The sequence below is a fragment of the Pseudonocardia sp. EC080619-01 genome, assembly GCF_001420995.1.
Lineage (GTDB): Bacteria > Actinomycetota > Actinomycetes > Mycobacteriales > Pseudonocardiaceae > Pseudonocardia.
Genome location: NZ_CP012184.1, coordinates 4,681,687 through 4,707,806, shown reverse-complemented (window position 1 = coordinate 4,707,806; position 26,120 = coordinate 4,681,687). Strand labels below are relative to the sequence as shown.

At 74.4% G+C, this 26,120-nt stretch carries 22 protein-coding genes; 5 read left to right on the top strand and 17 right to left on the bottom strand.

What is annotated here, in order from left to right:
• Positions 1–3 precede the first annotated feature (3 nt).
• The 7 genes from AD017_RS22100 to AD017_RS36515 all read right to left on the bottom strand — a co-directional run bounded on the left by AD017_RS22100 (position 4) and on the right by AD017_RS36515 (position 8,476).
• On the bottom strand, positions 4–1,341 hold the full coding sequence (locus tag AD017_RS22100) for an MFS transporter (protein WP_060575394.1): 1,338 nt from the start codon (positions 1,339–1,341) through the stop codon (positions 4–6).
• Positions 1,338–2,486, bottom strand: a complete 1,149-nt coding sequence (locus AD017_RS22095; protein ID WP_060576535.1) for an LLM class flavin-dependent oxidoreductase — start codon at positions 2,484–2,486, stop codon at positions 1,338–1,340. The genes AD017_RS22100 and AD017_RS22095 overlap by 4 nt, the downstream gene beginning before the upstream one ends.
• 226 nt (positions 2,487–2,712) lie before the next feature.
• The gene (locus tag AD017_RS22090) at positions 2,713–4,395 is read right to left on the bottom strand and encodes an ABC transporter ATP-binding protein (RefSeq protein ID WP_060575393.1); all 1,683 of its coding nucleotides are present in this window, start codon (positions 4,393–4,395) and stop codon (positions 2,713–2,715) included.
• The gene (locus AD017_RS22085) at positions 4,392–5,294 is read right to left on the bottom strand and encodes an ABC transporter permease (protein WP_060575391.1); all 903 of its coding nucleotides are present in this window, start codon (positions 5,292–5,294) and stop codon (positions 4,392–4,394) included. The genes AD017_RS22090 and AD017_RS22085 overlap by 4 nt, the downstream gene beginning before the upstream one ends.
• A complete protein-coding gene (locus tag AD017_RS22080; RefSeq protein WP_060575389.1) occupies positions 5,291–6,250 on the bottom strand; it encodes an ABC transporter permease in 960 nt (319 codons plus the stop codon). The genes AD017_RS22085 and AD017_RS22080 overlap by 4 nt, the downstream gene beginning before the upstream one ends.
• A 4-nt stretch (positions 6,251–6,254) precedes the next feature.
• Positions 6,255–7,868: an ABC transporter substrate-binding protein gene (locus AD017_RS36520; protein ID WP_060575388.1), complete on the bottom strand. Its 1,614-nt coding sequence runs from the start codon at positions 7,866–7,868 to the stop codon at positions 6,255–6,257.
• On the bottom strand, positions 7,865–8,476 hold the full coding sequence (locus tag AD017_RS36515; RefSeq protein WP_060575386.1) for an ROK family protein: 612 nt from the start codon (positions 8,474–8,476) through the stop codon (positions 7,865–7,867). The genes AD017_RS36520 and AD017_RS36515 overlap by 4 nt, the downstream gene beginning before the upstream one ends.
• Positions 8,477–8,510: 34 nt before the next feature.
• Here AD017_RS36515 and AD017_RS36510 point away from each other — a divergent pair, with 34 nt between their 5' ends.
• Positions 8,511–9,194 carry a hypothetical protein gene (locus AD017_RS36510; RefSeq protein ID WP_227013346.1) on the top strand — a complete coding sequence of 228 codons (684 nt, stop codon included), beginning with the start codon at positions 8,511–8,513 and terminating at the stop codon, positions 9,192–9,194.
• Between the two features lie 265 nt (positions 9,195–9,459).
• Here AD017_RS36510 and AD017_RS35435 read toward each other — a convergent pair whose 3' ends face one another.
• Positions 9,460–9,597, bottom strand: a complete 138-nt coding sequence (locus AD017_RS35435; protein ID WP_168170459.1) for a putative leader peptide — start codon at positions 9,595–9,597, stop codon at positions 9,460–9,462.
• A gap of 289 nt (positions 9,598–9,886) precedes the next feature.
• Between AD017_RS35435 and AD017_RS22060 the strand changes: the two genes are divergently transcribed.
• From AD017_RS22060 to AD017_RS22045, 3 genes are all read left to right on the top strand, one after another.
• Positions 9,887–10,813: a TauD/TfdA family dioxygenase gene (locus AD017_RS22060; RefSeq protein WP_060575383.1), complete on the top strand. Its 927-nt coding sequence runs from the start codon at positions 9,887–9,889 to the stop codon at positions 10,811–10,813.
• Positions 10,814–10,897: 84 nt separating this feature from the next.
• Complete coding sequence (locus tag AD017_RS22055) at positions 10,898–13,114, top strand: arylsulfatase (RefSeq protein WP_202968893.1); 2,217 nt, start codon at positions 10,898–10,900, stop codon at positions 13,112–13,114.
• A gap of 338 nt (positions 13,115–13,452) precedes the next feature.
• The gene (locus AD017_RS22045; protein ID WP_060575379.1) at positions 13,453–14,670 is read left to right on the top strand and encodes an acyl-CoA dehydrogenase family protein; all 1,218 of its coding nucleotides are present in this window, start codon (positions 13,453–13,455) and stop codon (positions 14,668–14,670) included.
• Between the two features lie 4 nt (positions 14,671–14,674).
• On the opposite strand, the gene AD017_RS22040 is transcribed toward AD017_RS22045, so the two are convergent.
• Positions 14,675–15,838 carry an MFS transporter gene (locus AD017_RS22040; protein WP_060575378.1) on the bottom strand — a complete coding sequence of 388 codons (1,164 nt, stop codon included), beginning with the start codon at positions 15,836–15,838 and terminating at the stop codon, positions 14,675–14,677.
• Positions 15,831–16,733, bottom strand: a complete 903-nt coding sequence (locus tag AD017_RS22035; RefSeq protein ID WP_060575376.1) for an ABC transporter substrate-binding protein — start codon at positions 16,731–16,733, stop codon at positions 15,831–15,833. Before AD017_RS22035 ends, AD017_RS22040 begins: the two co-directional genes overlap by 8 nt.
• Before the next feature lie 225 nt (positions 16,734–16,958).
• Between AD017_RS22035 and AD017_RS22030 the strand changes: the two genes are divergently transcribed.
• Positions 16,959–18,182 (top strand): IS110 family transposase, encoded by a 1,224-nt coding sequence (locus AD017_RS22030; protein WP_060572134.1) that lies wholly within the window; start codon positions 16,959–16,961, stop codon positions 18,180–18,182.
• Between the two features lie 66 nt (positions 18,183–18,248).
• Here the strand turns inward: AD017_RS22030 and AD017_RS22025 are convergent, their stop codons facing one another.
• The 7 genes from AD017_RS22025 to AD017_RS21995 form a co-directional block, all read right to left on the bottom strand.
• A complete protein-coding gene (locus tag AD017_RS22025) occupies positions 18,249–19,007 on the bottom strand; it encodes an ABC transporter ATP-binding protein (RefSeq protein ID WP_060575375.1) in 759 nt (252 codons plus the stop codon).
• Complete coding sequence (locus tag AD017_RS22020) at positions 19,004–19,870, bottom strand: ABC transporter permease (protein ID WP_227012822.1); 867 nt, start codon at positions 19,868–19,870, stop codon at positions 19,004–19,006. Before AD017_RS22020 ends, AD017_RS22025 begins: the two co-directional genes overlap by 4 nt.
• On the bottom strand, positions 19,867–20,886 hold the full coding sequence (locus AD017_RS22015; protein WP_060575373.1) for an ABC transporter substrate-binding protein: 1,020 nt from the start codon (positions 20,884–20,886) through the stop codon (positions 19,867–19,869). The genes AD017_RS22020 and AD017_RS22015 overlap by 4 nt, the downstream gene beginning before the upstream one ends.
• Positions 20,887–21,079: 193 nt before the next feature.
• Positions 21,080–21,946 (bottom strand): ABC transporter substrate-binding protein, encoded by an 867-nt coding sequence (locus AD017_RS22010; RefSeq protein WP_060575371.1) that lies wholly within the window; start codon positions 21,944–21,946, stop codon positions 21,080–21,082.
• 159 nt (positions 21,947–22,105) lie between these two features.
• The gene (locus tag AD017_RS22005; RefSeq protein WP_060575369.1) at positions 22,106–22,900 is read right to left on the bottom strand and encodes an IclR family transcriptional regulator; all 795 of its coding nucleotides are present in this window, start codon (positions 22,898–22,900) and stop codon (positions 22,106–22,108) included.
• An 89-nt stretch (positions 22,901–22,989) separates the two neighbouring features.
• Entirely contained in the window at positions 22,990–24,387 is a 1,398-nt protein-coding gene (locus AD017_RS22000; RefSeq protein WP_227012821.1) for an LLM class flavin-dependent oxidoreductase, read from the bottom strand.
• Positions 24,384–26,120: an ABC transporter ATP-binding protein gene (locus AD017_RS21995; protein WP_082538279.1), complete on the bottom strand. Its 1,737-nt coding sequence runs from the start codon at positions 26,118–26,120 to the stop codon at positions 24,384–24,386. Before AD017_RS21995 ends, AD017_RS22000 begins: the two co-directional genes overlap by 4 nt.

The window sequence follows — 26,120 nt, the reverse complement described above, 5'->3', positions numbered from 1 at the left end:
CGCTCACCAGGGCTCGGTGCGGGTCCACTCCGGACGCCAGCCGATGTAGCGGGGCATCACCCACACCGTGACGACGCTGATCACCGCCGTCAGTGCCAGGTAGCCGCCCGCGAGCCAGGGGCTCCCGGCACCGGCGGCGAGCAGCGCGGTGAGGATCGCCGGGGTCAGGCCCGAGGCGTAGATCCCCGACACCTGGTAGACGAGCGACAGACCGGTGTAGCGGACGTCGGCGTCGAACAGCTCGGCGTAGAGCGCGGACTGGGTGCCGGTCATCAGCGCGTACGCGACGCCGAGCTGGAACAGCAGCACCACCACGACGAGCCAGCCGACACCCGTCCCGACCAGCTGGAACGACGGGATCACCGTCAGTCCGAACAGGACCGCCCCGGTGCCGAACACGACGCGGCGGCCGTACCGGTCGGCGAGCAGCCCGGCGAGCGGGGTCACGACGGCCATCAGCAGCGCGCCCGCCGTCACCGCGACGAGGACGAGCACCCGGTCCACCCCGGCCGTCGACACCGCGTAGGTGATGACGAAGACACCCCACGTGTTGAACGCGGCGCCCTCGGCCCAGCGGGCGAGCAGGCCGGTGCCGAGCCCGCGGCGGTGCTCGCGGGTGCGGAACAGCTCGACGGCGGGGACCTTCGTCGTCGTCCCGGTCTCCTGGAGCCGGCGGAACTCCGGTGTCTCCAGGATCGTGAGCCGCACCGCGAGGCCGACGACGACCAGCAGCACCGACACGACGAACGCCGACCGCCAGCCCCAGGACAGGAACGCGTCGTCGTCGAGGAACTCGGCGAGCAGCGCGAAGGCGCCGGTTCCCAGTGCGAGGCCGAGCCCGAGGCCGATCTGCGGCACGCTGGCGTACAGGCCGCGACGCCCCTTCGGCGCGTTCTCGACGGCGGGGAGCACGGCGCCGCCCCACTCCCCGCCGACGGCGACGCCCTGCAGGATCCGCAGCAGGACCAGCAGCAACGGCGCCGCGACGCCGATCGCCGCGTACGAGGGCAGCAGTCCGATCAGGGCGGTCGCCACCCCCATCAGCAGCATCGTGACGACGAGGGTCTTCTTGCGACCGACCCGGTCGCCGACGTGCCCGAAGATCACCGCGCCGACCGGGCGGGCGACGAACCCGACGGCGAAGGTGCCGAACGCGAGGAGCGTGCCGACGGTCGGGTCGTCCGACGGGAAGAACAGCGCCGGGAAGACCAGCCCGGCCGCGGTCGCGTAGAGGAAGAAGTCGTACCACTCGATGGTCGTGCCGACGAGCGACGCGACCAGGACCTTCCGCCGCGCCGCGGGGCTGTCGTGCAGCGGCGCGGCGGGTGCGGCGGAGCTCACCGGCGGTAGTCGGCGGCGAACGGCACCGACCGGGCCGACTCGGAGTCGACGGCCGTCCCGGGGGGCGGGTCCCAGAGGCCGCGCTCGCGCAGGAGCGGCAGCACGCCCTCCCCCATCCACCAGGCCTCCTCCAGGTGCGGGTACCCGGAGAGGACGAACTCGTCGATGCCGGCGTCGTGGTACTCGGTGATCCGGTCGGCGACCTCGGCGTGCGAGCCGACGAGCGCGGTGCCGGCGCCGCCCCGGACCAGACCGACCCCGGCCCAGAGGTTGGGGGCGATGGTCAGGTCGTCGGTCGACCCGTTGTGCAGCGCGCGCATCCGCCGCTGCCCCTCCGACTCGCTCGCGGCCAGTCCCGCCTGGACGCCGGCGATCGTCTCCGGGTCGAGCGCGTCGAGCAGCTTCTGCGCCTGCGCCCACGCCTCGGCGGCGGTGTCGCGGGTGATCACGTGCAGCCGGATCCCGAACCGCACGGTGCGGCCGCGGTCGGCGGCGAGCTTGCGGATCCAGCCGACCTTCTCCCGGACCTGCTCGACCGGTTCGCCCCAGGTCAGGTAGACGTCGGCGTGCTCGGAGGCGATGTCGCCCGCGGCGGGCGACGACCCGCCGAAGTACACCGGCGGGACCGGGTCGGGCAGCCGGGACAGCGACGCCCGCTCGACGTGGAGGTGCTCGCCGTCGAGGTCGACGGTCTCCCCGCGCCACAGCCGGTTCACGACCGACAGGAACTCGCCGGTCCGCGCATAGCGGGCGTCCTTGTCGAGGAAGTCGCCGTAGGCGCGCTGCTCGGCGGACTCGCCACCGGTGACGATGTTGAGCAGCAGCCGCCCGCCCGAGTGCCGCTGGAAGGTCGCCGCCTGCTGCGCGGCGAGGGTCGGCGAGATCGCTCCGGGCCGGAACGCGACCAGGAACTTCAGCCGCTCGGTGTGCGCGACGAGCATGGCCGTGGTCAGCCAGGCGTCCTCGCACCACGCCCCGGTCGGGGTGAGCGCCCCGGTGAACCCTGCCTGCTCGGCGGCCCGCGCGACCTGGGCGAGGTAGCCGATCGAGGCCGGGCGGATGGTCCCGGCGGAGCCGGTGGCGTTGCCGTGACCACCACCGACGAGGTGGCGGCCGTCGCCCATCGTGGGCAGGAACCAGTGCATGGTGAGGGGTGCGTCGGGCACGGGAGGGGGCCTTCCGGTGGGTGCGGGCGATGTCGGGGTCCTAGGACGCCCGACACCCCTGGGCGTGCACCCGCCCGAGATCGACCCACAGCCTGCGGGTCAGCTCGCTCCCACCCATCCCCCGAGCGCAACAGGCCGACCACCGCCCGCGCAACCTCCACGCGCGATCGGTCACACGCCGTCGCGGGCCACCGGCGGTCACCCGTCAGGGCCGGGCCGGGACCCGCGGGACGGCGTCCACCAGGCGGCGGCTGTAGTCGTGCGCGGGCGCGCCGAAGACCTGCGCCGGAGGTCCGAGCTCCAGCAGCTCCCCCGCGCGCAGGACCGCCACCCGGTCCGCGACCCGCTCGACGACGGCCAGGTCGTGGCTGACGAACAGGCAGGCGAACCCGAGCTCGCGCTGCAGCCCGGCGAACAGCTCCAGCACGTCGGCCTGCACGGAGACGTCCAGGGCGCTGGTCGGCTCGTCGGCGATCAGCAGCCGCGGCGACAGCGACAGCGCCCGGGCCAGCGCGACCCGCTGCCGCTGCCCGCCGGAGAGCTCCCCCGGCCGCCGGGCGGCGAACGCCCGGGGCAGCCGCACCGACTCCAGCAGCTCGCCGACCCGGCGCTCCAGCTCGGGGCCGGGACGCGTGCCGTGCACCCGCAGCGGCTCGGCGACGGACTCGCCCACCGACTGCCGCGGGTCCAGCGAGGCCGCCGGGTCCTGGTGGACCATCGCGAGCCCGCGCCGGGCCCGGCGCAGCGCGGCCCGCGGCAGCCGGGCGAGATCGGCGCCGTCGAGCAGGACGCGGCCGCCGGAGGCCGGAAGCAGCCCGACCGCGGCCCGGCCGATCGTCGTCTTCCCGGAGCCGGACTCGCCGACCAGGCCGACGACCTCGCCGGGGTGCACGGCCACGCTCACCTCGTGCACGGCCCGGAACGCGGGACGGCCGCGCCGGGCCGGGTAGAGGATCGAGAGCTCCTCCAGCGCGAGCACCGGACCGTCGGGGCCGGACGGGCGCGGCCCGGGCACGGTGGGATCCGCGGCCGGGCCGGGCCGGTCGGCTGCGCCGGCTGCGCGGACCCCGGCGCCGCGGGCCGGGTCGTCCGGTGGCCGGGGCGCGGCGCGACGGTCCCCCAGCGAGGGCACGGCGGCCAGCAGCTCGCGGGTGTAGTCGGTGGCCGGCCGTGCGAACAGCTCGGCCACCGGCCGCTGCTCCACGACCCGCCCCCGGTGCATGACGACGACCCGGTCGGCGAGCTCGGCGACCACGCCCATGTTGTGCGTGACCAGCAGGACGCCGACACCGGTCCGGTCCCGCAGGTCGCGCAGCAGGTCGAGGATCTGGGCCTGGACGGTGACGTCGAGCGCCGTCGTCGGCTCGTCGGCGAGCAGCAGGTCCGGCTCGCCCGCCAAGGCCAGCGCGATCACCACCCGCTGCTTCTGCCCACCGGAGAGCTGGTGCGGGTAGGCCCGCACCCGGCGCTCCGGCTCCGGGAGCCCGACCAGCTCCAGCAGCTCCACCGCGCGGGCCCTGGCGTCCGCCCGCGGGACGGCGGACGTCGCCCGCAGCGCCTCCACCAGCTGCCACCCGACGGTCCGGACCGGGTTCAGCGCGGTCTGCGGCTCCTGGAACACCATCGCGGCGCTCGACCCGCGCAGCGCGTCGAGCTCCTGCTCGGAGGCGCCGAGCACCGGGCGGCCGTCGAGTGAGACCGAGCCGGTCGCCGTCGCCGTCCCCGGGAGGAGTCCGAGCACCGAGCGGGCGGTCAGCGTCTTGCCGGAGCCGGACTCCCCGACGAGCGCGACGACCTCGCCGCGCCGCACCGTCAGGTCGACGCCGTCGACGGCGGCCGTCCCGCCGAAGGAGACCCGGAGGTCGGAGATCGTGAGCACGGGGGTCATCCGGCCACCCGCCGTCCCGCCGCGAGGGCCTGGGCGACGAGCAGGAAGCCGAGCACCAGCAGGGTCACCACGACCAGCGGCCCGAGCGCCATGCCCGGGTTCACGTCGAGGTAGAGCACCGACCCGGCGATGATCGAACCGAGCGACGGGTCCGGTGGCCGGACCCCGATGCCGAGGAAGCTCATCGCGCTCTCCACGAAGACCGCGACGGACAGCGACACCGCCACCTGCACGCCGGCGGGCTCGGCGGCGTTGGGCAGGACGTGCCGGCGCAGCACCCACCACCGGCCGGCCCCGACGACCGTCGCGGCCTCCACGTAGGGCATCTCGCGCACGGCCAGCGCGGCGCCGCGCACCAGCCGTCCGAAGATCGGGATCTCGGCGACCGCGATCACGACGACGACGGCCGTCGCGCCCGGGCCGAGCACCGCGGCCAGCGCGATGGCCAGGATCAGCACCGGGAAGGCGAGCAGCACGTCGAAGGTGCGCTGTGCGACGACGTCGACGGCCGACGACAGCCCCGACACGAGTCCCACCAGGGAACCGAGGACGGCGCCGACCGGCACCGCGACCGCGATGATCTCCAGGTTCGCCCGGATGCCGAACAGGGTCCGGCTCAGCACGTCCCGGTTCACCTCGTCGGTGCCGAGCCAGTGCGCCCACGACGGCCCGACCAGGTTCGCGCCCGGGATCTGCTCCAGCGGCGGGTAGGGCGCCAGCAGCGGCGCGGCGAGCCCGGCCAGCACGACGACGCCGACGAGCACGGTGCCGACCAGCCCGCGCCCGTGCACCAGCACGCGGAGCAGGTGCGGCCGGCGGGGGGCGGCCGGGTCGGTGGCGGTGCCGGGCGGCGCCTGCGGTGCCGCGACCGGCGGCGCGGTGGGGTCGGTGACGGTCATGCGTTCCCTCCGATCCGGACGCGCGGGTCCAGGGCCGCGTGCAGGATGTCGGTGACGAGCTGGACGGCGACGAACACCGCGACGGACAACAGCAGCAGGACCTGCACGACCGGGTAGTCGCGGCGGCTGATCCCCTGCTCGACCAGCTGCCCGAGCCCCGGCCAGGTGAAGATCGCCTCGACCAGGACGGCGCCGCCGAGCAGGTTGCCGACCTGGATCCCGAGGGCGGTGAGCATCGAGGGCAGTGCCGCGGGCAGGGCGTGGGCCAGCACGATCCGCCGGCGCGGGACGCCCAGCGCCCGCGCGGTCAGCACGTAGGGCCTGCCGAGCTCGGTCCGCAGGGCCTCGACCAGGAACCGGCTGATCGCACCGGCGACCGGCAGCGCCAGGCAGAGCGCGGGAAGGACCAGGTACTGGGCGGTGATGTCCGGGCGTGCGGCGAACCCGTCGGGCGGGACGCCGCCGGACGGCAGCACCGGCAGCGTCACCGCGAACGCCAGTACGAGCAGCACCCCGGTGACGAACGGCGGCAGCGCCAGCGCGGCCGTCGTGACGCCGGTGACGACCGTGTCCACCCAGCGCGAGCGGGACAGCACCGCACCGATCCCGACGACCAGCGCGATGGCGACGGCGAGCACCAGGGCCGCGGCCGCCAGTACCAGTGTGTTGGTCAGCCCGGCGGTCACCAGCTCGCCGATCTCGCCGCCGATCAGGTACGAGCGGCCGGGGTCGCCGGTGAGCAGGGACCCGAGCCAGGCCACGTACTGCTCCCACACCGGCAGGTCCAGGCCGAGCGAGGTGCGGATCGCCTCGACGGCCTCCGGCGAGGCGTCCGGGCCGGCGAGGGTGGTCGCGGGGTCGCCGGGCACCAGCCTGAGCAGACCGAAGATCAGTACCGAGGCGACGAGCAGGACCGCGGCCGCGGAAGGCAGGCGGGACGCGACGTAGCGCAGCATCCGGTCACCCGGCCTTGAACGCGTCGGTCAGGTCGATCTCGGAACGCTTGCTCCAGGCGACGCCCTGCGCGCGGTCGGCGGCGACGTACTGGTTGAGCACCACGCCCAGCTCGATCAGGAAGAGGTTCTCCAGCAGCTGCGCGCTCAGGGCGTCGTAGGCGCGGTCCAGGCCCGCGGTGTCGGTGCCGGGGAGCTTCCACGCCGTCTCGGCCGCCTGCCGGTACGCCGGCGAGACGAAGTTCGACGCGTTCTTCTGCGCGTTGAACGGGTAGGCGCTGACGGTCAGCGTCGACGGCGTGTACTGCGCCCACGAGTGGTAGGTCGTCCAGAGCCCGGGGAACTGCGCCCCGATCAGCTGCTTGGTGAACTGGGCGGCCTCGACCGGCTGCAGCGTGGCCGTGACACCGACCTCCGCGAGGTTCGACTGCACGATCTGCGCGACCGGCTCGTGCACGGGGTGCTTGGCCTGGAACGTCAGCGGCACCGCAGGGACCGGCGGGGCCTGGGCCAGCAGCGCGCGGGCGCGGTCGAGGTCGCGGCCGTAGGTGGCGTTGCGGGACTCGTCGAACGCCGGTGAGTAGCGCGGCCACGGCAGGTTCGCCACGTACCCGGAGCCGCGCAGCACCTCGTCGACGACGCGCTGCCGGTCGACGGTGTACGCGATCGCCTGCCGGACCCGGACGTCGGACAGGCCGGGTGCGGTGACGTTGGCGCCGACGTAGGTCTGGAGCTCGGCGCCGGTGAGCGTGACGGCGTGGTAGCCGTCGGTGGCGTCGAGGGTCGCGACGTCGCGGAACGGCAGCCCGTTGACGACGTCGTAGCGGCCGGACCGGATGCCGGCCAGCAACGCCTGGGCGTCGCTCGCGATCGTCAGCTCGACGCGGTCGAGGTAGGGCCGCCCGGGATCGCGGTAGTGCTCGTTGCGGACGTAGGTGATCGAGGTGTTCGGGGTCCACGACTCGAACCGGAACGGTCCGGTGCCGATGAAGGCCTCGCCGCGGCCGAGCTGGTCGAGTGTCTCCGAGTCGACGATCGGGACGGTGTCGAGCAGGTCGAACACGTTCGACAGCGGGTGGGCGAACCCGAGGACGATCCGGTGCGGGTCCGAGGTGTCGTACGACGTGATCGCCGCCGCGGTGCTCCGCAGCTGCGGTGTCCACCTCGGATCGGCGTAGGTGCGGAGCGAGAACTCGGCGTCGGCCGAGGTGAAGGGCCGTCCCCGGGCGCCGTCGCGGCCGTGGAAGAAGACGTCGTCGCGCAGCTGGAGGGTGAGCGAGCGGCCGTCCGGGGCGAGCTCCCACGACGTCGCCAGCCGCGGCTGCGGCTCGACGCGGTCGTTCGGGTAGCGGATCAGCGTGTCGTAGACCAGGCCGATCGTGACGGTGACGCCGTCGACGGTGTTGGTGAAGAAGTTCCCGGGGACGAGGTCGGTGCGCGCGGCCAGCGCGAGCGTCCCGCCGCGGACCGGGTTCGCGGCGGCGGCGCCCGCGGCGGCCCGCTGCTCGCCGACCGCCGAGGAGCAGCCGGTCAGGCCCGCGACGGCCAGCGCGCCGAGGCCGAGCCCGCGCAGCAGGCTCCTCCGGTCGAAGGCGGGAATGTGCAGGAGCTCGGGGGTCATCGTGCGGCCTCTCGGGAGGTGGTCGGTTCCGGGCCGCGGCTCTGCGGCGGGACGGTGGTGGGTCCGGTGCCCGTGGCGTGGCGGGCGGCGGCGCGGCGGACGGTGCCGAGCGGGTCGGCGTAGATCGGGCGCAGGCCCGCGGTGCAGGCGGCGACCGCCTGCAGCGCGTGGCCGAAGGTGCCCGCCTGCAGGCTGATCGGGGGGAGCGCGGTGGCCCGCGAGAAGCTCTCCGAGACGTGCGCGAGCCCGGGCCGGTAGGCGGTGAACGCCTGCCCGGCCAGCACCACCCGGTCCGGGTTGAGCACGTCCCGGACCAGGGCGACGCCGCGTCCCAGCAGCCGGGCACGCGCGGCCAGCAGGTCGTGCGCACGCCGGTCGCCGCCCTCCGCCGCGGCGATCACCTGCTCGATCACGGGCGCGCCGACCACCCCCGCGGCGTGGGCGGCACCGGCGACCGCGGAGTCCCCGGCGGAGGCCTCCAGGCAGCCGGTGCGGCCGCAGTGGCACGGCTCGTCCCCCCCCGACGGGCAGGTGGCTGATGGTCCCGGGGCCGCCGGACGGGGCGTGCACCCGGCCGTCGACGGTGAGGACGGCGCCGACCGCCTCACGGGCGTAGACGTGCAGGGTGGTGCCCTCGTCGACGTGCGGGGACAGCAGCGCCTCGGCCCCCGCCATCGCCTCGATCTGGGGCACGACGACGACCCCCGGCAGCCCGACCCGGTCGACGATCTCGGCGAGCGGGGCGGGGTCCCAGCCCAGCCGCGGATGGCCGAGCCGGTCACGCTCCCCGGACAGCTGCCCGCCGACGACGAGCCCGACGCCGAGCACCGTCCGCCCGGGCCGGTGCGCGGCGAACCGGCGCAGCCGGGCGGCCAGCCCGGCGAGCGCCTGCGCGGGCTCCTCGTCGCGCGGGGTGGGGACGTCGGTCGCGGACAGCACGGTGCCGCGCAGGTCGCCGACGGCGAGCGTCGTGCGGTGCAGTCCCACGTGCAGCCCGAGGACGCCGAACCGGTCGGTGTCGACCTCCACCGGCACCCGGGGGCGGCCGACCGTTCCGGGGCGGACCAGGTCCGGACGCTCCCGCACCAGCCCGGCCCCGACGAGGGCGACGACCTGGCGGTTCACCGTCGCGTGCGAGAGCCCGGTGGCGGTGACGAGCTCGTCGCGGAACGGTGCGCCGGCCCGGTGCACCGCCCCGAGCACCGCGGCGGCGGCCGGGACGCCCGCCCCGGTGACGGGCTCGGGCGCGGCAGCCCGGACGACGGCACGACGGCCGGTGCGGGCCCGCTCGGCGATGGCCCGGGAGACGGCCGGGCCGGTCGGTGACGGATGGTCCTTCGATCCCGTGGCGGGGTGCGGCATGCGGGGTCCTCGTGGGCGCGGCCCGCCACCGCGCACGGGTCGGCCTCTGCGGCCCCGGGGGGGTGTGGAGGGCGAGCCGTGGCGGCGGGTGGTGGGTCCCCGTGAGTGGTTGTCGCGGTCAGGACCGCCACAACCACTCACGAGCGCGAGCGCCTACGACGGGACCGGAGCTGCTCCGGTGGCGTCGAAGCCCCGCACGGGCTCCGCGGGAGGGGGAGCCGTCAGCTGGTCAGCAGGACCGACAGAGCGCGGTGGCCGTGCGGCACAGGTCGACGTGCCGGCGCAGCACGAGGTACGGCAGCACGGCGGTGACCAGGCCGCGACGCACGCCGGGCCGCAGCCCGGGGAGGTCGCGGTCGTCACTCATGCGGGGGACGCTAGCACCGGCCGCGACCGGTGGTCGACGCCTGGAATCACGTACCGGGATCACATTGACACCGCGGTCGCACACCCTCCGCGGTACCGGTTGCGATCCCGGTGAGCCGAACCGTTGCCGCCCCGGGCCCGGCGTTCCTACCGTCGACGGCGTAGGCGAGGCCGCGGCGCCCCGGCCCCTCCGCTCCGCCGGAGGACGGCCGGCCCGCCCGCCCGTGCCACTCCCGCCGACGCCGCGCACGGCGTCCCCGGGTGATCCCTCCACGAACCGAGGAGTCCCCATGACACTGCAGGCCGACCAGCCGACCACCGCCGTCCTGCCACGGGTGAGCCGCGTCGGCGGGCGGATCGGCGCCCGCGTCGAAGGCATCCGCCTGGGTGGCGACCTGGCGCCCGAGACCGTCGCCGCGATCCGCGCCGCGCTGCTGCGCCACAAGGTGCTGTTCTTCCGCGGCCAGGACCACCTCGACGACGACTCCCACCTGGCGTTCGTCTCGCAGCTGGGCGAGCCGACGATCGCGCACCCCACCGTCCGCGGCGAGAAGACGCACATCCTCCCGGTGGACTCCGACCGCAGCAAGGCCAACAGCTGGCACACCGACGTCACCTTCGTCGACCGGATCCCGGCGATCAGCTCGCTGCGCACGCTCGACCTGCCGCCCTACGGCGGGAGCACGGTGTGGGCGAACACCGCGGCCGCCTACGAGTCGCTGCCGGTGCCGCTGAAGAACCTCGTCGACGAGCTGTGGGCGGTGCACACCAACAGCTACGACTACTCCTCGCACGCCGAGAACGCCGACACCGCGGCCGCCGACGACCGGATCGCCGCGTACCGGGCGGAGTTCCGTTCCACCACCTACGAGACTGAGCACCCGGTGGTGCGGGTGCACCCGGAGAGCGGGGAGCGGGCCCTGGTCCTGGGGCACTTCGTCCGCGAGTTCGTCGGGCTCAACTCCAAGGAGTCGCAGGCCCTGTTCCACCTGCTGCAGGACAGGGTGACCCGGCTGGAGAACACGGTGCGGTGGAACTGGGAGCCGGGCGACTTCGGGATCTTCGACAACCGCGCGACCCAGCACTACGCCGTCGCCGACTACGACGACCACCACCGCGCGCTGCGCCGGATCACCCTGGCCGGTGACATCCCGGTCTCGCCGAGCGGTGCCCGGAGCGTGGTGCGTACCGGCGATGCGTCGCACTACTCCAGCTGATCCCCCCGTGAGTGGTTATCGCGGTCCTGACCGCGATAACCACTCACGGGCCGGAGGCCGCACCATCGCGACCGCGACCCGCTCGTGGCCGCCGGAGCCGCCGCGGCGGCGCGGGCCGAACGTCGTCGTGGTCGTCGTCGACGACATGGGCTACAGCGACATCGGCCCGTTCGGCTCGGAGATCCCCACCCGCACCTGGACCGGCTCGCCGCGCGGGGCCTGACACTGTCGAACCACCACACCGCCCCGCTCTGCTCGCCTGCCCGGGCCGCGCTGCTCACCGGGCTCAACCCGCACCGCGCCGGGTTCGGCTGGGTCGCCAACGCCGATCCCGGGTTCCCCGGCATGCGGCTGGAGCTGGGCGACGACGTCGCCACCCTCGCCGAGAGCCTGCGGGCGGGCGGGTACGCGACCTTCGCCGTCGGCAAGTGGCACCTGGTCCGGGACGCGAACCTCGCTCCCGGGCGCCCGCGCGACTCGTGGCCGACCCGGCGCGGGTTCGACCGGTACCACGGCTCGCTGGAGGGCCTGAACTCCTACTTCCACCCGAACCAGGTCACCGTCGACGAGCACGCCCTCGACGTCGACGAGTACCCGCCCGGGTACCACGTCACCGAGGACCTCACCGACCGCGCGGTCGCGATGGTCTCCGAGCTGCGTGCGCACGACGCGACCAAGCCGTTCCTGCTCTACCTCGCGCACGTCGCGATGCACGGGCCGCTGCAGGCACCGGCCGCCGACGTCGCGGAGCAGGAGGGCCGCTACGCCGCCGGGTGGGACACCATCCGCGAGGCCCGGTTCGCCCGCCAGCTCGAGCGGGGACTGTTCCCGCCCGGGACCCGGCAGGCTCCGCGCAACCCCGAGCCCGGCCACGACGTCGCGGCCTGGGACTCGCTGACCGACGACGAGCGGCGCCGCTACGCCCGCTACATGGAGGTCTACGCCGCGATGGTGTCCGGGGTGGACGCCTCGCTCGGCCGGATCACCGCACTGCTGGAGTCGCTCGGCGAGCTCGACGACACGATCATCGTCTTCACCTCGGACAACGGCGCCACCGCGGAGGGCGGTGCCGAGGGCACCCGCAGCTACCTCACCCGGTTCGTGCACCACCCGGTGCCGGCGGACTGGGAGCACGACGTCGACCACGACGAGGCGCTCATCGGCACCGAGGAGCTCGGGGTGCACTACCCCCGTGGCTGGGGGCAGGTCTCGAACACGCCGTTCCGCTTCTACAAGGGACAGACCTACGCCGGCGGGGTGCGGGTACCCCTGCTGGTCTCCTGGCCGGCCGGGCCGCCGTCGGGCGGGCTGCGCCACGACTACACCTACGTCACCGACCTCGCCCCGACGCTGCTGGCGCTGGCCGGGGTGGAGTGGCTCGCCGAGCGGGCCGGCGTCCCCACCGTGGAGCCGGACGGCACCGACCTCGGCGCGTTCCTGCGCGGCGAGACCGACGTGAGCCCGCACCGCGAGCAGTACGCCGAGATGGGCGGCCACCGCGGCTACTACCGCGACGGCTGGAAGCTCCTGGCACGGCACGAGCCGGGCGCCGACATCGACGCCCCGGTCTGGGCGCTCCACGACGTGCGTACCGACCCCGCCGAGCTGGACGACCTGTCCGCGACGTACCCGGAGCGGGTCGCCGAGCTCGCCGCCGCGTGGGAGGAGGCGGCCTGGGCGAACTCGGTGTTCCCGCTGCTCGACCGGGCCGATCTCGCCGTCCGGCGGCCGGGTGAGGCCCGGCTGGCCGAGCCGGTGCGCATCCTCGCGGGGACACCGGTGCTGGAGCGCTACCGGTCCGCGCAGCTGATCGCGTTCCGGTCGTTCGAGGCCGGGATCGAGCTCGGCGGACTCGCCGCCGGCGACGAGGGTGTCCTGGTCGCGCACGGGGACGCGTTCGGCGGCTACCTCGTCGCCGTCGAGGACGGGCAGATCCTGTTGCTGCACAACTCCGGTGGCCGGGTGTCGAATGCGTACGGACCGGTGCCGGACGGCGTCCGCTCGGTGACGCTGGCCGTCACCGCCACCGCGGACCTGCGCTGGCACCTCGCCGTCTCCGCGGACGGTGCGCCGGTCACGGAGCTGCGCGACCGGTGGGCGCTGACCGGGATGGCACCGTGGACCGGCATCTCGGTGGGCCGCGACGCCCGCGGGCCGGTGTCCTGGGAGCTGCGGCGGCGCCGCGGGGTGTTCCGGTTCACCGGCGACCTGCGGGCGGTCACCTACCGGCCCGGGGAGCGGGCCGTACCGACCGGCGTCGTACGGGCCGTGACGGAGGACGCGGCGACCCGTGCCGACTGACGACGACCACCCACACGGCCGGCCCGGGTGTCCGAACACCCCTCCCACCAGGCAGAACGACGACGGCGACACCTTGGGTTCCCCGATCACGGCGGCTACCGTCGCGGGCATGACCGGCCCGGGACCGCTGACCACGCGGGGGCACATCGAGCTCGCGCGCGTGGCGTCCGCGCTGTGTCGCCGCTGACCGGTCCGGCTCCCGCGACGCGCATCGCGGCACCACCCCGGTGGACCCCGGCGTGTCCGCACCCGTCCCCGCGCCACCGTGCGCCCACCGGCCGTGACCACGCTCCCCGGCGCGTCGCCCGCCGGTGCCATCCCCGTCGAGAGGACCTCCCGTGACGACCACGGCCCACACCGCACCCGCCCCCACCGACGAGCAGCTCGACGAGCTGTTCGCCCCCGTCCTCGCCCGGATCGCCGAGGGCGCCGTGCGACGCGAGCAGGACCGCTCGCTGGCCCACGACGAGGTCGCCGCGCTGCGGGCCGCCCGCTTCGGGGCGTTGCGGGTGCCGGTCGGGCTCGGCGGTCACGGGGCCTCGGTGCGCCAGCTGTTCCGGCTGCTGGTCGACCTGGCCGCGGCCGAGTCGAACCTGCCGCAGGCGCTGCGCGTGCACTGGTACTTCGTCGAGGACCACCTGCTCGCCGAGCCGGGCCCGGAGCGGGAGCGGTGGCTGCGGGCGGTCGCCGACGGCGTGCTCGTCGGCAACGCGATCAGCGAGCCCGGGGTCGGCGCGATCGACCGGTACCGGACGACGCTGACCGGCACGGAGGGGAACCTGCGGCTCGACGGGACGAAGTACTACAGCACCGGCAGCCTGTACGCCGACCACATCCTGGTCGCCGCCGACCGCGACGGCGAGCGCGTGTCGGTGCTCGTGGACGCCGACGCGGACGGCATCACCCAGCACGACGACTGGGACGGTTTCGGGCAGCGCCTGACCGCCAGCGGCACCACCGAGTTCCACGGCGTCACGGTCCCCGACGACCGCGTGCTCGGACCGGGCTACGGGACGGCCGGGCGGACCTGGGGCACGTCGTACCTGCAGCTGGTGCAGCTGTCCGTGCTCGCCGGCATCGCCCAGCGGGCGACCGACGACGTCGCGGCCTGGGTCCGGGACCGCACCCGCACCTTCACCCACGCCCCGGCGGACCTGCCCCGGCACGATCCGCTGGTGCAGCAGGTGATCGGCCGGCTGTCGTCGACCGCGTACGCGGCGCGCACGCTCGTCGAGGACGTCGCCGGCCGGCTGGACCGGCTGTTCGCCGCCGGCGGCGACGACCCCGCGCAGCTGGACCGGGTCGAGTTCGACGTGGCGCGGGCCCAGGCGGTGATCATCCCGTCGGTGCTCGACGCCACGACCCAGCTGTTCGAGGTCGGCGGCGCCTCGATCACCTCCGAGGGGCTGCGCCTGGACCGGCACTGGCGCAACGCCCGCACGATCTCGGTGCACAACCCGCTGATCTACAAGCTGCAGGCCGTCGGGGACCACCTGCTCAACGACGCCGACCTGCCCTACGCCTGGTCGGCCGGGGCGAGGGCCTCCGGCTCGTGAGTGGTTATCGCGGTCCTGACCGCGATAACCACTCACGGGCCGCCAGGCCCACACCCACCAGCGGTGCCAGTGCCGTCGCGGCGAAGCCGAGGCCGCCGGCCGCGGCGTGCAACGGCACCCACACCAGGGGCGCCAGCGCGCCGCCGAAGAACTGGAACGACAGCGCCAGCGACGCCGCCCCCGCCCGGTTCCCGTCCGTGCTGGTCGCGGCGATCGCGTTGACCGTGGTCCGCAGCCCGGTGACGGCGACGCCGACGGCGGCGACCCCGAGCCCGAGCAGCAGCACCGACGGTCCCAGCGCCGCGACCACGAGGCCGACGGCGAGCAGCAGGTTCATCAGCACCCCGGTGCGCCACGGGCCGAGCGCGTCGAGCCGCCGGCCCAGCAGTGGCGCCGCGAGCAGCCCGGCGACGCCGAACCCCGCCGCGAGCACCCCGCGCTGCCACGGGCCGAGCCCGAAGTCCTCCTCGGCCCGCAGGATCGCCAGCACGGTGAGGCCCACCGCCGCGAAGTAGCACAGGAACGACAACGCGCAGGCGAGCGCCAGGTTCCGGTTCAGCAGTGCCCGTACCGGGGGCGGGCCGGTGGGGCGCGGGCCCGCCGTCATCGTCGGGGGCAGCACCGCCAGCACGACCGCCACCAGCGCGGGGAACGCGAACGCCAGCCGCCAGTCCAGCACCGCCGACGGCCCGGACACCAGCGGGCTCGCCGCCTGCCCGGCGGCCTGCATCCCGGCGAAGAACCCGAGCGCCCGCCCCAGGCCGGCCCGCGGCACCAGATCGGTGATCGCGGCGACGAGCAGCGGGGTCGTGAAGGCGTTGGTGACGCCCTGCAGCGCCCGTGCGGCGAGGAACCACTCGATCGTCGGGGCCAGCACGCAGCACGCGCAGGCGACGACGAACGCGATCAGCGACAGCTGCATGGTGCGGGCCCGCCCCCAGCGCTCGGCGAGCGTGCCGGACACCAGCATCACCGCGGCGAACGGGAACATGTAGGTGGTCACGGCCGCGGCCGCGACCTCCGGTGTCGTACGCAGCCCCACCGCCACCTCGTGCACCATCGGCGTGACCATGGTGCTGGCGTACGGGCCGAGGAAGCCGCCGACATAGAGCGGCCACGCCCGGACACCCGGGCGTGGCCGCGCGACGGCGGTCGCCCCGTCAGACATCCACCAGGTTCTTCACGAGCGCATCGAAGGTCCGGTCGTCGGAGATGAGTCCCCAGGACACCATCCAGTCGTAGGTGCGCTGGAACTGCGCCTCCGGGTACGGCGCCGGGTCGACGTAGCGCAGCCGGCCCAGCGGGATCTCGTGCGGCTCGACGGAGCCGAGCTCCGCCGGGATCTCCGCGGTGAGGTGGTGCAGGTAGGGCCGCGGGTCCTCGTTGATCTTCGCGACGGCCCGGACGACCGCGCGGTTGATCCGGGCGTAGGTGTCCTCGTCGACCTGCGGGCTCGCGATCTCGGCGCCGACGTAGAACGCCTCGGCGAGGACCTTGTACCCCTGCTTCTCGGCGAGGGTGATCCACGGCTCCATCAGGGCGGCGGCCTCGACGGTGCCGTCGCGCAGCGCCTCGAACCGGACCTGCGGCCCGCCGTAGTGCGCGACGGTGATCTCCTCGCGGGGCAGGAAGCCCTCCAGGGTCTGCAGGGCGACGTAGTGCGAGCCGTGGTGGAAGTTCACCGCCACGGTGACGCCGGCGAGGTCCTGCGGGTGGGTCGCCGGGTGGTCGCCGCGGACCATGATCGCCTGGCCGTTCACGGCGGCCCGCTTGGACACGACCCGGCCGCCGACCGTGGTGTCCTGGGCCCGCCGGACCTGGCCCCACTCGCAGGCCCGGTACAGCGATGCCTCGCCGCTCTCGAAGTGCGACTTCGTCTGCCCGAACGCGCTGAGCAGCTGGTGGTCCTCCAGCGGGGAGACCCCGGCGTCGGCGTAGGCCTTGGTGACGAACTCGACGTCGACGCCCTCGTCGGCGAAGAAGCCCTCGTCCTGGGCGACGAGCTGGGGCAGTGAGAACACCAGGGAGAGCAGCTCCATGGTGACCTTCGGACGCTCGGTCATGTCATGTTCCCTAAGGTCGTAGGTGTTCGGGGTTGGTGCCCCGGATGCCCGGGACGACGGGGTGTGGCTGATGAGGTGTTGTCGCTTCGGTGGCTCGGAAGGAATGGCCGCCCCGTCGTGCTGGACAGGCCTGGCCACTGATTCGGATCTGTGCGGACCGTCGCTGATTAGGGACCTGATGGCGGGTTGTCCACGGGCGTGACCTGCAACGACAGGAGCCTGCGCGTGGCGCAACGGCCAGTGATCTGGATCGGGATCGACGTCGGGAAGAGGACGCACCATGCGTGCGCGATCGATACCGACGGCAAGGTGGTGTTCTCCCGCAAGGTCAGCAACGACCAGGCCGCGATCGAGGCGTTGCTGGCCCGCGCTGCGGAAGCGGCCCAGGACGTGCGGTGGGCCATCGACCTGACCTGCAGCTATGCGGCGCTGCTGCAGGTGGTCCTCACCGCGGCCGACCAGCAGGTGGTCTATGTCCCCGGTCGGGTCGTCGACCGGATGAGCGGCGTGTTCCGGGGCGAGGCCAAGACCGACGCCCGTGACGCGAAGGTCATCGCCGAGACCGCCCGCATGCGCGGCGCCGACCTCACCACGGTCACCGCCACTGATGAGACCACTGCCGAACTGGCCCGGCTCGTGGCCCATCGCGAGGACCTGATGGCCGACTGGGTGCGCGGGGTCAACCGGCTGCGTGACCTGCTCGGGTCGATCTTTCCCGGTCTCGAGGCGGCATTCGACTATTCCACCCGCAGCGCTCTGGTGCTGGTCACCGGGTTCCAGACACCCCAGGCCCTCCGGGACGCCGGCGAGGCAGGGGTGATCGAGTACCTGCGTGCCCATCGGGCGTGGGCACCGGGTATTGCTGCGATGGCCGCCACCGCGGTCGAGGTCGCCCACGCCCAGACCGTGGCACTGCCCAGCGAGACGCGGACCGCGATCCTTGTTGCCGGCCTGGCCCGACGACTGCTGGAACTCGACCGGGAGATCAAGGACACCGACAAGCTGATCACCACCGTGTTCCGCTCCCACCCGGACGCGGCGATCATCGAGTCGCTGCCCGGTCTCGGACCCATCCTGGGCGCGGAGTTCCTCACCGCCACCCACGGCGGTGTCGGCCCTGAACTGGGCGGATTCACCTCTCCAGGGCGGCTGGCCTCCTACGCCGGACTCGTCCCGGTGCCCCAGGACTCCGGCCGGATCAGCGGGAACCTGCGTCGCCCACGACGCTACAACCGCCGCCTGCGGCGAGTGTTCTACATGGCCGCACTGTCCAGCCTCAAGGTCAATGGCCCGTCCCGGGCCTTCTACCAGCGCAAACGCAGCGAAAGAATGCTTCATACCCAGGCTCTGCTCGCCTTGGCCAGACGCCTGGTCGACGTCCTGTGGGCCCTGCTGCGTGACCGGAGGATGTTCACCATCACCGCACCACAACCCGCTATCGCGGCTTGACACGGTCATTCGGATTCCTTCCGGTGGGGCCGCCGCTCACGCGAGCGCGGTGCTGATTCGCGCCGCTCACGCGAGCGCGGCGACGATGCGGGTGTGCAGGTCGAACAGGTACGGGTCCTCGGCCGAACGCGGCCGGTCCCGCTCGATCCGGTGCTCGGCGGCGACCCGGGCGGGGCGCCCGGCCAGGACGATCACGCGGTCGGCGAGCAGCGCCGCCTCGAGAGGGTTGTGGGTGACGAGCAAACCGGTGCGCGGACGGCTCATCCACAGCTCCTGCAGCAGTAGCCGCAGCTTGCGGGCGGTGAGCTCGTCGAGGGCGCTGAACGGCTCGTCGAGCAGCACGAGATCGGGCTCGACGGCGAACGCCCTGGCCACCGCGACCCGCTGCCGCTGCCCGCCGGAGAGCACGCTCGGGTACGACCCGGCGTACGCGGTCAGACCGACGGCCTCGAGCACGGCGTCGGCGGCGTCCGGGTCCAGCCCCGCCGCCTCCAGTGCCAGGACGACGTTCTGCCGGACCGGCAGCCAGTCCAGCAGCCGGGGCTGCTGGAACACGACGCCGAGCCGCGGGTGTCCGACCTCGACGGTGCCGCGGTCGGGTGTGGTCAGACCGGCGACGACGTGCAGCAGGGTCGTCTTGCCGGTCCCGGAGGCGCCGACGAGCGCGACCAGCTCGCCCTCGGACACGGTGAGGGAGAAGTCGTCGAGGACGGTCTGCGGGGCACCGGTGCGGGCGTCGACGAAGGTCTTGCCGACCCCGTCGAGCCGGATCGCGGTGGTGGCGGGGGCACTCCGCACCGACGGTTCGCGCGCGAGCTCGCTCACACCGTCACCGCCTTCCGCCAGCGGCCGGCGCGCCGTTCGAGCCCCTGCAGGACGCCGTACTCCAGCACCGCCATGACCGCGAACAGCAGCGTCCAGGCCAGGACGGCGGCGACGTTCTGCTCGGCGAAGGCGTTGTTGAGCTGGTAGCCCACACCCGACGACATGCCGAAGACCTCGACGAGCACGATCACCTTCCAGCCCAGGGACAGGCCGAGGCGGGCCCCGGCGAACAGCGACGGCGCCAGCGCGGGCAGCCAGAGCCTGCGCAGCCGGGTGGTGCGGGAGAACCGGTAGACGTGCGCCATCTCCAGGAGGTCCGGGTCGACCGAGCGCACGCCCTGGTAGATCGTCAGCGCCAGGGCCGGCGCCGACGACAGCGCGACCGCTATCACCGGGTTGGCCAGCCCGACGCCGAACCAGATGACGCACAGCAACGCCCACACCAGGCCGGGGATGGTCAGCCCCAGCAGCACGGCGGGTTCCCCGAACCGCTGCACGAACTCGTTGCGCCCCATGGCGATCCCGGCCGCGACGGCGACGACGAAGGCCAGCGCGAAGCCGAGCGCGACCCGCAGCACGGTGATGCCGAGCTCCTGGGCGAACGAGCCGTCGACGACGATCCCGGCGAGCTCGCCCGCGATGTCACCGACACCCGGGACCAGGACCGAGTCGACCACGACCGCCATGAGCTGCCAGCCCGCCGCCGCGAGGACGACGAACAGCGCGGCCGGGCCCACGGCCCGCAGGACCCGCCGTCGTCGCACCGGCGGGGCCGCCGGGCCGCTGCCGGTACCGGCGACGGGTCCGGGGGTGGTGCCGGTGTCGCTCCCGATGCCGGTGCGGGACTCGGTTCCGGTGCTCACGGGGCCCCCAGCTCGGTCCACGGCTGCTGCGCCGGCACGGCCTTCACCAGTCCCACCCGCTGGGCGATCTCGACCTGGCGCTGCAGGTTCGCGAACGCCGTCGCACCCCATTCGACCGGGTAGACGTCGCGGAGCCGCTCGGGCAGCAACGCGATCGCCGCGCGCTCCTCGGCCGGGATGCCGTACGCCTCGTGCAGCTCGGCGAGGACGGCGGGCCGCTCCCGGATGACCTCGTGCACCCGGAGCCGCACGTCGGCGACGGCGCGGGCGGCGGGCGCGTTCCCGTCGACGAACTCCCGCAGCGCGCCCTGGCCGTTGAGGATCAGGGAGTTCGGGTCCTCGCCGGTGCCCTGTGCCCACAGCTCGCCGACGGTGGCGATCTGCCGCGCGCCGCGGCCGACCAGCCGGGTCGCGTTGGGCTCGATGGTGACGATGGCGTCGACGTCGCCGCGGTCGAACAGGGCGAGACCGGCCAGCACGGCGCCCGGGAACAGCTCGTACTCGGCGTTCAGATCGGTGCCGTTGACGGCGGCGGCGAGCTGGGTGGACCGGAACGCGTCGCTGTTGTTCGGCGGGATCGCGATCCGCTTGCCCCGCAGGTCCGCCGGGGTGCGGAAGGGGCTGTTCTCCGGCACCAGCCAGCGGACGTGGTTGTTGAGGTTCAGCGAGAACAGCACGACGTCGGAGCCGGCCTCGGCGGCGACGACCGCGCCGAGCGGGCCGAAGCTGGCGGCGTCGAGCGCGCCGGAGAGCAGCTTGTTCTGGACGTCGCCCGGGCCGGTCCCCGCGACGTAGGAGAAGTCGAGGTCGGCGAGGAAGCCGTTCTGCTCGGCGATCGGGCGGATCACCGAGCTGGCGGTGCCGCCGCCGGAGTCCTCGACCCGGGCGCTCACCCGCCCGGTGGCCCCGCCGCCACCGCAGGCGGCGAGCAGCGGGCCGACGGCCAGGCCGGCGGCGCCGAACAGGGCGGCGCGCAGGACGGTGCGCCGGTCGGTGGTCAGGGGGCGTGCGGGCATGCGGGGGCTCCGTGGGAGGGGTGGGTCCGCGCGGGCGCGCGGCGAGGGCCGGCGACGCGCACGGCGCGGCCGGGTGGGAGTGGGCGCTGGTGGCCCGGGTGTCAGGAGGGCAGCAGGCCCGGACAGGTCCCGCCGTTGATCAGGCAGAGGTCGATGTGGCGACGGCTGGTGAGGAGCCGGGGCCGGGCGCCCGTCATCGGAGCGCCTTCAGGGTCTCGTAGCCGGAGCGGCCGTCGGTGAGCCGCCAGGAGCGCATCCAGGCGTAGGTCTCGGTGAAGCGCCGCTCGGTGAAGGGGACGATGTGCGTGTAGCGGTAGTGGTCCCGGCGCAGGTCGGCCGGGTCGAGCCGGTCACCGGCCTCGGCGGCGACCAGCGGCGCCCAGCGGTCCCGGTCGGCGTTGATCAGGTCGACGGCCCGGTTCACCGCGCCGCGGTAGGCCTCCTGCTGCTCCGCGGTCAGGTGCGGGGCCACGACCTGCGAGCCCCGGTAGGCGTAGGTGCCGAGCACGTGCGCGCCGCGCACCAGCGCAGCGGACAGGAACGGCTCCATCAGCATCGTCGCGCGGGAGTCGCCGGCGAGCAGGGCGTCGAGCCGGTCGACCGGGCGGCCGCCGTGCACCAGGGTGATCCGCTGCCGGGGCACGGTGCCCTCCAGCAGGTGCAGCGCGGTGTAGTGCGACCCGGTGTACTCGTTGATCGACACCGGCACGCCGGCGACGTCGTGCGGCTCGTTGAGGTCGGGATCGAGGCTGACCAGTGCCTGGGCGACGACGGCCGCGCGCAGGTGCCCGATCCGGCCACCGCGGGCGTCGCGCTCCAGCCGGTCGATGCCGCCCCACTCGCAGACGTTGTAGACGTCGGCGCGGGACGCGGAGAACTGCGACTCCTTGTGCCGCACGGCCGGGTTGCGCAGGGCGTCGGCGGACCGGTCGGCCGCGTCCTCGAAGCGGACCGTCAGGCCCGCCTCGGCGAACAGGCCCTCGGAGACCGCGACGAGCTCGGGCAGGTCGAAGACGACGTGGTTCGGCGACACCACGATCTCGTCACGCTCGGCAGCCACGATCCGTCCTCCTTCCCCGATCCGGTGACACCACCGTAAGGAGCGACGAACAGGCCCGTCAACAGCGGTTTTGCGGGATGCGGGACACACTTCCGCAGTGCGCAATGTACGGACACGTGTCCAGAAACGACCGGTTCCGCGACCGGTTCCGCGACCGGTTCAGAACTCCCCGAACGCCATCGACACCGGCAGGCCCTCCAGTGCGTCCGCCGCGGACCGGACGAGCGCGCCGAGCCCGTCGAGGGCGTTCTCGGGCAGCCGGCTGGCCGGGCCCTGGATCTCGACGGCCATCCGCACCACGTCACCGGCGGCGACGACCGGTGCCGCCACCGCCCGCAGCGCCTCGTCGTGCGGGTCGTCGAGCACCGCGTAGCCACGGAACTGGGTGGCGAGCAGGTCGGTCTCGGCCAGCCACGCCTCGGGGCTGCCGTGTCCGGACCGGGTGAGCACGGCGGCGGCCTCGTCGAGCGGGTCGGCGCCGAACGCGACGATCGCGGCGCCGATCGCGGACTCCAGTAGCGGGACCCGCTCCCCCGGCCGGCCGGTGTAGCGCAGCGGCCGGGTCGAGGGCACCGACAGCACGACGAGGACGTCGTCGCCGCGGCGCAGGCCGATGCTCGCCGTCTCGCCGGTGCGGTCGGCCAGCTCCTTGAGCACGTCGGCGGCCTCGGGCACGCCGGAGGCGCCGAGCGACTTGCGGGCCAGGCGGAGCAGCAGCGGACCGGGCAGGAACCGGTCGGAGGCGGCGTCGCGGCAGAGCAGGTTGCCCGAGACGAGGGTGTGCGCCAGCCGGTGCACGGTGGACACCGTCATCCCGGTGATCTTGGCGATCTCGGTGGTGGTGAGGCCCTCGCCGCTGTCCACCACGAGACCGAGGACGGTCGCCGCCCGCGCGACCGACTGGATCTCCGAGCTGCGCGGTGCCGCACCGGCGTCGCGTGCACGGCCCGTCATCGGGCGGCCCTCGGCAGCGTTCTCACCACCGGCTCACCGTAGTCCGCACCCGGCGCCGTCCCCCGCCGAGGACGCGCCGGGAGCGGCGTTCACGGCACCCGCGCCACCCCGGCGGGCACGCCCGCACGGTCGCCGAACGCCCCTCGGAACCGTGCGGCCGGGTGCCGGTCCGGCAGCCGGTCGTGGCCGAAGAGCCGGCCGCGCAGCGTGCGCGCCTCGCCGTACCCGGTCTTCGCGAGACCGCGCTCCCGCAGCACGGGCAGGACGAGCTCGATGACGTCCTCGTAGCTCGTGGGCAGCCGGTGGTTGACCAGGTTGATCCCGTCGACCCCGGCGTCGCGCCAGCGCGCCAGCTCGTCGGCGACCGAGTCCGGTGTCCCGACGACCGTCTGCCCGATCATGCGGCGGCGCGCCAGGTCGGCGAGCACCGGCTCCCGGTCCGGGTGCTCGGCCCGCAGCCAGTCGACGTGCCCGCGACCGCCGTTGTTGGGGATGTCGCGCAGCGGGGTGTCGTCGGGCAGCCGGGTCCCGTCCGGGCGGATGCCCAGCGAGGCGTGCGTCCGGTACCCGGTCAGCGAGGCGTAGGCCTGCAGGTCGTCATACTTGCGCTGGGCCTCGGACGCGGTGCGGCCGACGCAGATGCTGAGGCCCTGGAAGAACTTGATGTCGTCTCCCCGGCGCCCCTCGGCCTCGGCGAGCGCCCTGGTCCGTTCGACGTGCTGCCGGGCGACCTCCGGCGAGGGCGTGCTGATGAAGACGGCCTCGGCGTGCCGGGCCGCGAAGGCGATCCCCCGCGGCGACCCGCCCGCCTGGAACAGCAGCGGCGTGCGCTGCGGGCTCGGCGAGGGCAGGTGCGGGCCCTCGACCCGGTAGCGGAGGCCGTCGTGGAAGATCTTGTGGATCTTCGCAGGGTCGGAGTACCGGCTGCCGTCGCGGTCGACGAGCAGCGCGTCGTCGTCCCAGGAGCCCTCCCACAGCTTGTAGGCGACGGTGACGTACTCCTCCGCCCACTCGTAGCGCTCGTCGTGCTCGACCAGCCCGGGGAGCCCGAAGTTGCGGGCCGCGTTCTCCTGGGTCGAGGTGACGATGTTCCAGGCGACCCGCCCCCGGGTGAGGTGGTCCAGGGTGGAGATCTGCCGGGCGAAGTTGAACGGCGGGTTCTGCATGACGTTCGACGTCGTCGCCAGCCCGATCCGCTCGGTGGTCGCGGCGAGCGCACCGAGCAGGACGGTCGGGTCGTTGCTCGGGATCTGCAGTCCCTCGTGGACGTTGTCGGTGTAGCGGCCGTCGGCCGGTCCGTAGAGCCCGGAGACGTCGGCGAAGAACATCGCGTCGAAGAGCCCGGCCTCCAGCGTGCGGCCCAGCTCGACCCAGAAGCCGAGCTGGTCGAACTCGACCTGGCGGGCGTCCGGGTGGCGCCACTGGCCGTGCTGGATGTGCGAGGGGGTGTTCATCAGGAAGGCGTTGAACAGCAGCGGTGTGCTCACGAGGAGCTCCTCTCGGCGGCGGGACGGTCGGCGGCGGGCGCGTCCGGACGCACGCCGAGGTCGCGCAGGGACGCGACGAGCCGGCGGGTGTAGGGCTGCGCCGGCGCGGTGAAGACCTGGACGGGATCGCCCTCCTCGACGACCCGGCCGTCCTTCATGACGAGCACGTGGTCGCTGAGGTGGCTGATCACCCCGAGGTCGTGCGAGATGAACAGGTAGGCGAGCCCGAACGCCTGCTGCAGGTCGACGAGCAGGTCCAGGATCTGGGCCTGGACCGACACGTCGAGCGCCGACACGGCCTCGTCGAGCACCACGACGTCCGGGTCCGGGGCGAGCGCCCGGGCGATCGCGACCCGCTGGCGCTGCCCGCCGGACAGGGTCAGCGGCCGTCGCTGGAGGACGGACGGGTCGAGCCCGACCCGGGCGACGAGATCGGCGACCCGGGCGGACCGGTCCCGCTCCGCCGGGTGGGCGTCGTGCGGGACCGCGTCGTGCAGGATCCGCCCAACGTCCCAGCGCGGGTCGAACGAGCTCAGCGGGTCCTGGGCGACGACGCCGATCGCGGTGCGCCGGTGTCGCCGGTGCCGCTCGGGCAGGCCGGACCACGGCTCACCGTGCAGCTCGACGGTGCCGCTGTCGGCCTCCTCCAGCGCCAGGGCCAGCCGTGCGGTGGTCGACTTCCCCGAACCGGACTCCCCCACCACCCCGAGCGTCGTGCCGGCGTGCAGGGTGAAGCCGATCCCGTCGACGGCGCGCAGCGTCCCGCCGTCCGGGCGCGGGAAGGTCTTCACGAGGTCGCGGGCGGCGAGCACGGGCGGGCCCGCCGCGACGGGGCCGCCGCGCCGCGACGGCAGCGGCGCCGGGGGCACCGGGGACAACCGCCGGCCGCGGGTGCCCGCTCCGGGCACCGCCTGCACGAGCGCCTGCGTGTAGGGCTCGCGCGGCGCGGTGAGGATCTCCTCCGCCGGGCCCTCCTCCACCACCCGGCCCCCGGCCATGACCAGCACGTGGTCGGCGAGGTGGGCGACCACGGACAGGTCGTGGCTGATCAGCACGAGGGTCCGGCCGGCCCGCTTGAGCTCGGCGAGGAGCTCCAGGATCTGGGCCTGGACGGTCACGTCGAGCGCGGTCGTCGGCTCGTCGGCGACGACGACGTCGGGATCGGCGGCGAGCGCGGAGGCGATGAGGGCGCGCTGCCGGAGCCCGCCGGACAGCTCGCCCGGCCGCTGCGCGGCGCGCACCTCCGGCTCGGGCACCGCGGCGTCGCGCAGCAGCTCGACGGCCGCGGCCCGGCGCCCGGCCCGCGGCACCGTGCGGTGCACGCGCAGCGCCTCGGCGATCTCCCGGCCGACCGGGCGCACCGGGTCGAGGGACACCAGCGCGTCCTGCAGGACGAAGCCGACGCGGTCGCCGCGGATCCGCCGCCAGGCGCGCTCGTCGAGGCCGCGGACGTCGCGGCCGCCGATCTCGAGCCGGTCGGCGCGGACCTCGGCGCCCGCCCCGGCGAGGCCGACGACGCTGCGCGCGCTGACGCTCTTGCCCGATCCGGACTCCCCGACGATCGCGAGGCAGGTCCCGGGGCCGGCCGAGAACGAGACGCCGTGGACGACGTCGTGGCCGCCGAACCCGACACGCAGGTTCTCGACGACGAGAGCGGGGCCCGCCGCGCCGGAGCCGGTGCCGAGCGGGGTCGGGGCGGTATCGGTGGTGGTGTCGGTGGTCGAGGTGGACAT

What these genes read in the sequence shown, in the direction of transcription:
- AD017_RS22095 (WP_060576535.1), bottom strand. Translation starts at nt 2,486, where the DNA reads ATGCACTGGTTCCTGCCCACGATGGGCGACGGCCGCCACCTCGTCGGT.
- AD017_RS22090 (WP_060575393.1), bottom strand. Translation starts at nt 4,395, where the DNA reads ATGACCCCCGTGCTCACGATCTCCGACCTCCGGGTCTCCTTCGGCGGG.
- AD017_RS22085 (WP_060575391.1), bottom strand. Translation starts at nt 5,294, where the DNA reads ATGACCGTCACCGACCCCACCGCGCCGCCGGTCGCGGCACCGCAGGCG.
- AD017_RS22080 (WP_060575389.1), bottom strand. Translation starts at nt 6,250, where the DNA reads ATGCTGCGCTACGTCGCGTCCCGCCTGCCTTCCGCGGCCGCGGTCCTG.
- AD017_RS36520 (WP_060575388.1), bottom strand. Translation starts at nt 7,868, where the DNA reads ATGACCCCCGAGCTCCTGCACATTCCCGCCTTCGACCGGAGGAGCCTG.
- AD017_RS35435 (WP_168170459.1), bottom strand. Translation starts at nt 9,597, where the DNA reads ATGAGTGACGACCGCGACCTCCCCGGGCTGCGGCCCGGCGTGCGTCGC.
- AD017_RS22060 (WP_060575383.1), top strand. Translation starts at nt 9,887, where the DNA reads ATGACACTGCAGGCCGACCAGCCGACCACCGCCGTCCTGCCACGGGTG.
- AD017_RS22040 (WP_060575378.1), bottom strand. Translation starts at nt 15,838, where the DNA reads ATGTCTGACGGGGCGACCGCCGTCGCGCGGCCACGCCCGGGTGTCCGG.
- AD017_RS22035 (WP_060575376.1), bottom strand. Translation starts at nt 16,733, where the DNA reads ATGACCGAGCGTCCGAAGGTCACCATGGAGCTGCTCTCCCTGGTGTTC.
- AD017_RS22015 (WP_060575373.1), bottom strand. Translation starts at nt 20,886, where the DNA reads ATGCCCGCACGCCCCCTGACCACCGACCGGCGCACCGTCCTGCGCGCC.
- AD017_RS22005 (WP_060575369.1), bottom strand. Translation starts at nt 22,900, where the DNA reads ATGACGGGCCGTGCACGCGACGCCGGTGCGGCACCGCGCAGCTCGGAG.
- AD017_RS21995 (WP_082538279.1), bottom strand. Translation starts at nt 26,120, where the DNA reads ATGTCCACCTCGACCACCGACACCACCACCGATACCGCCCCGACCCCG.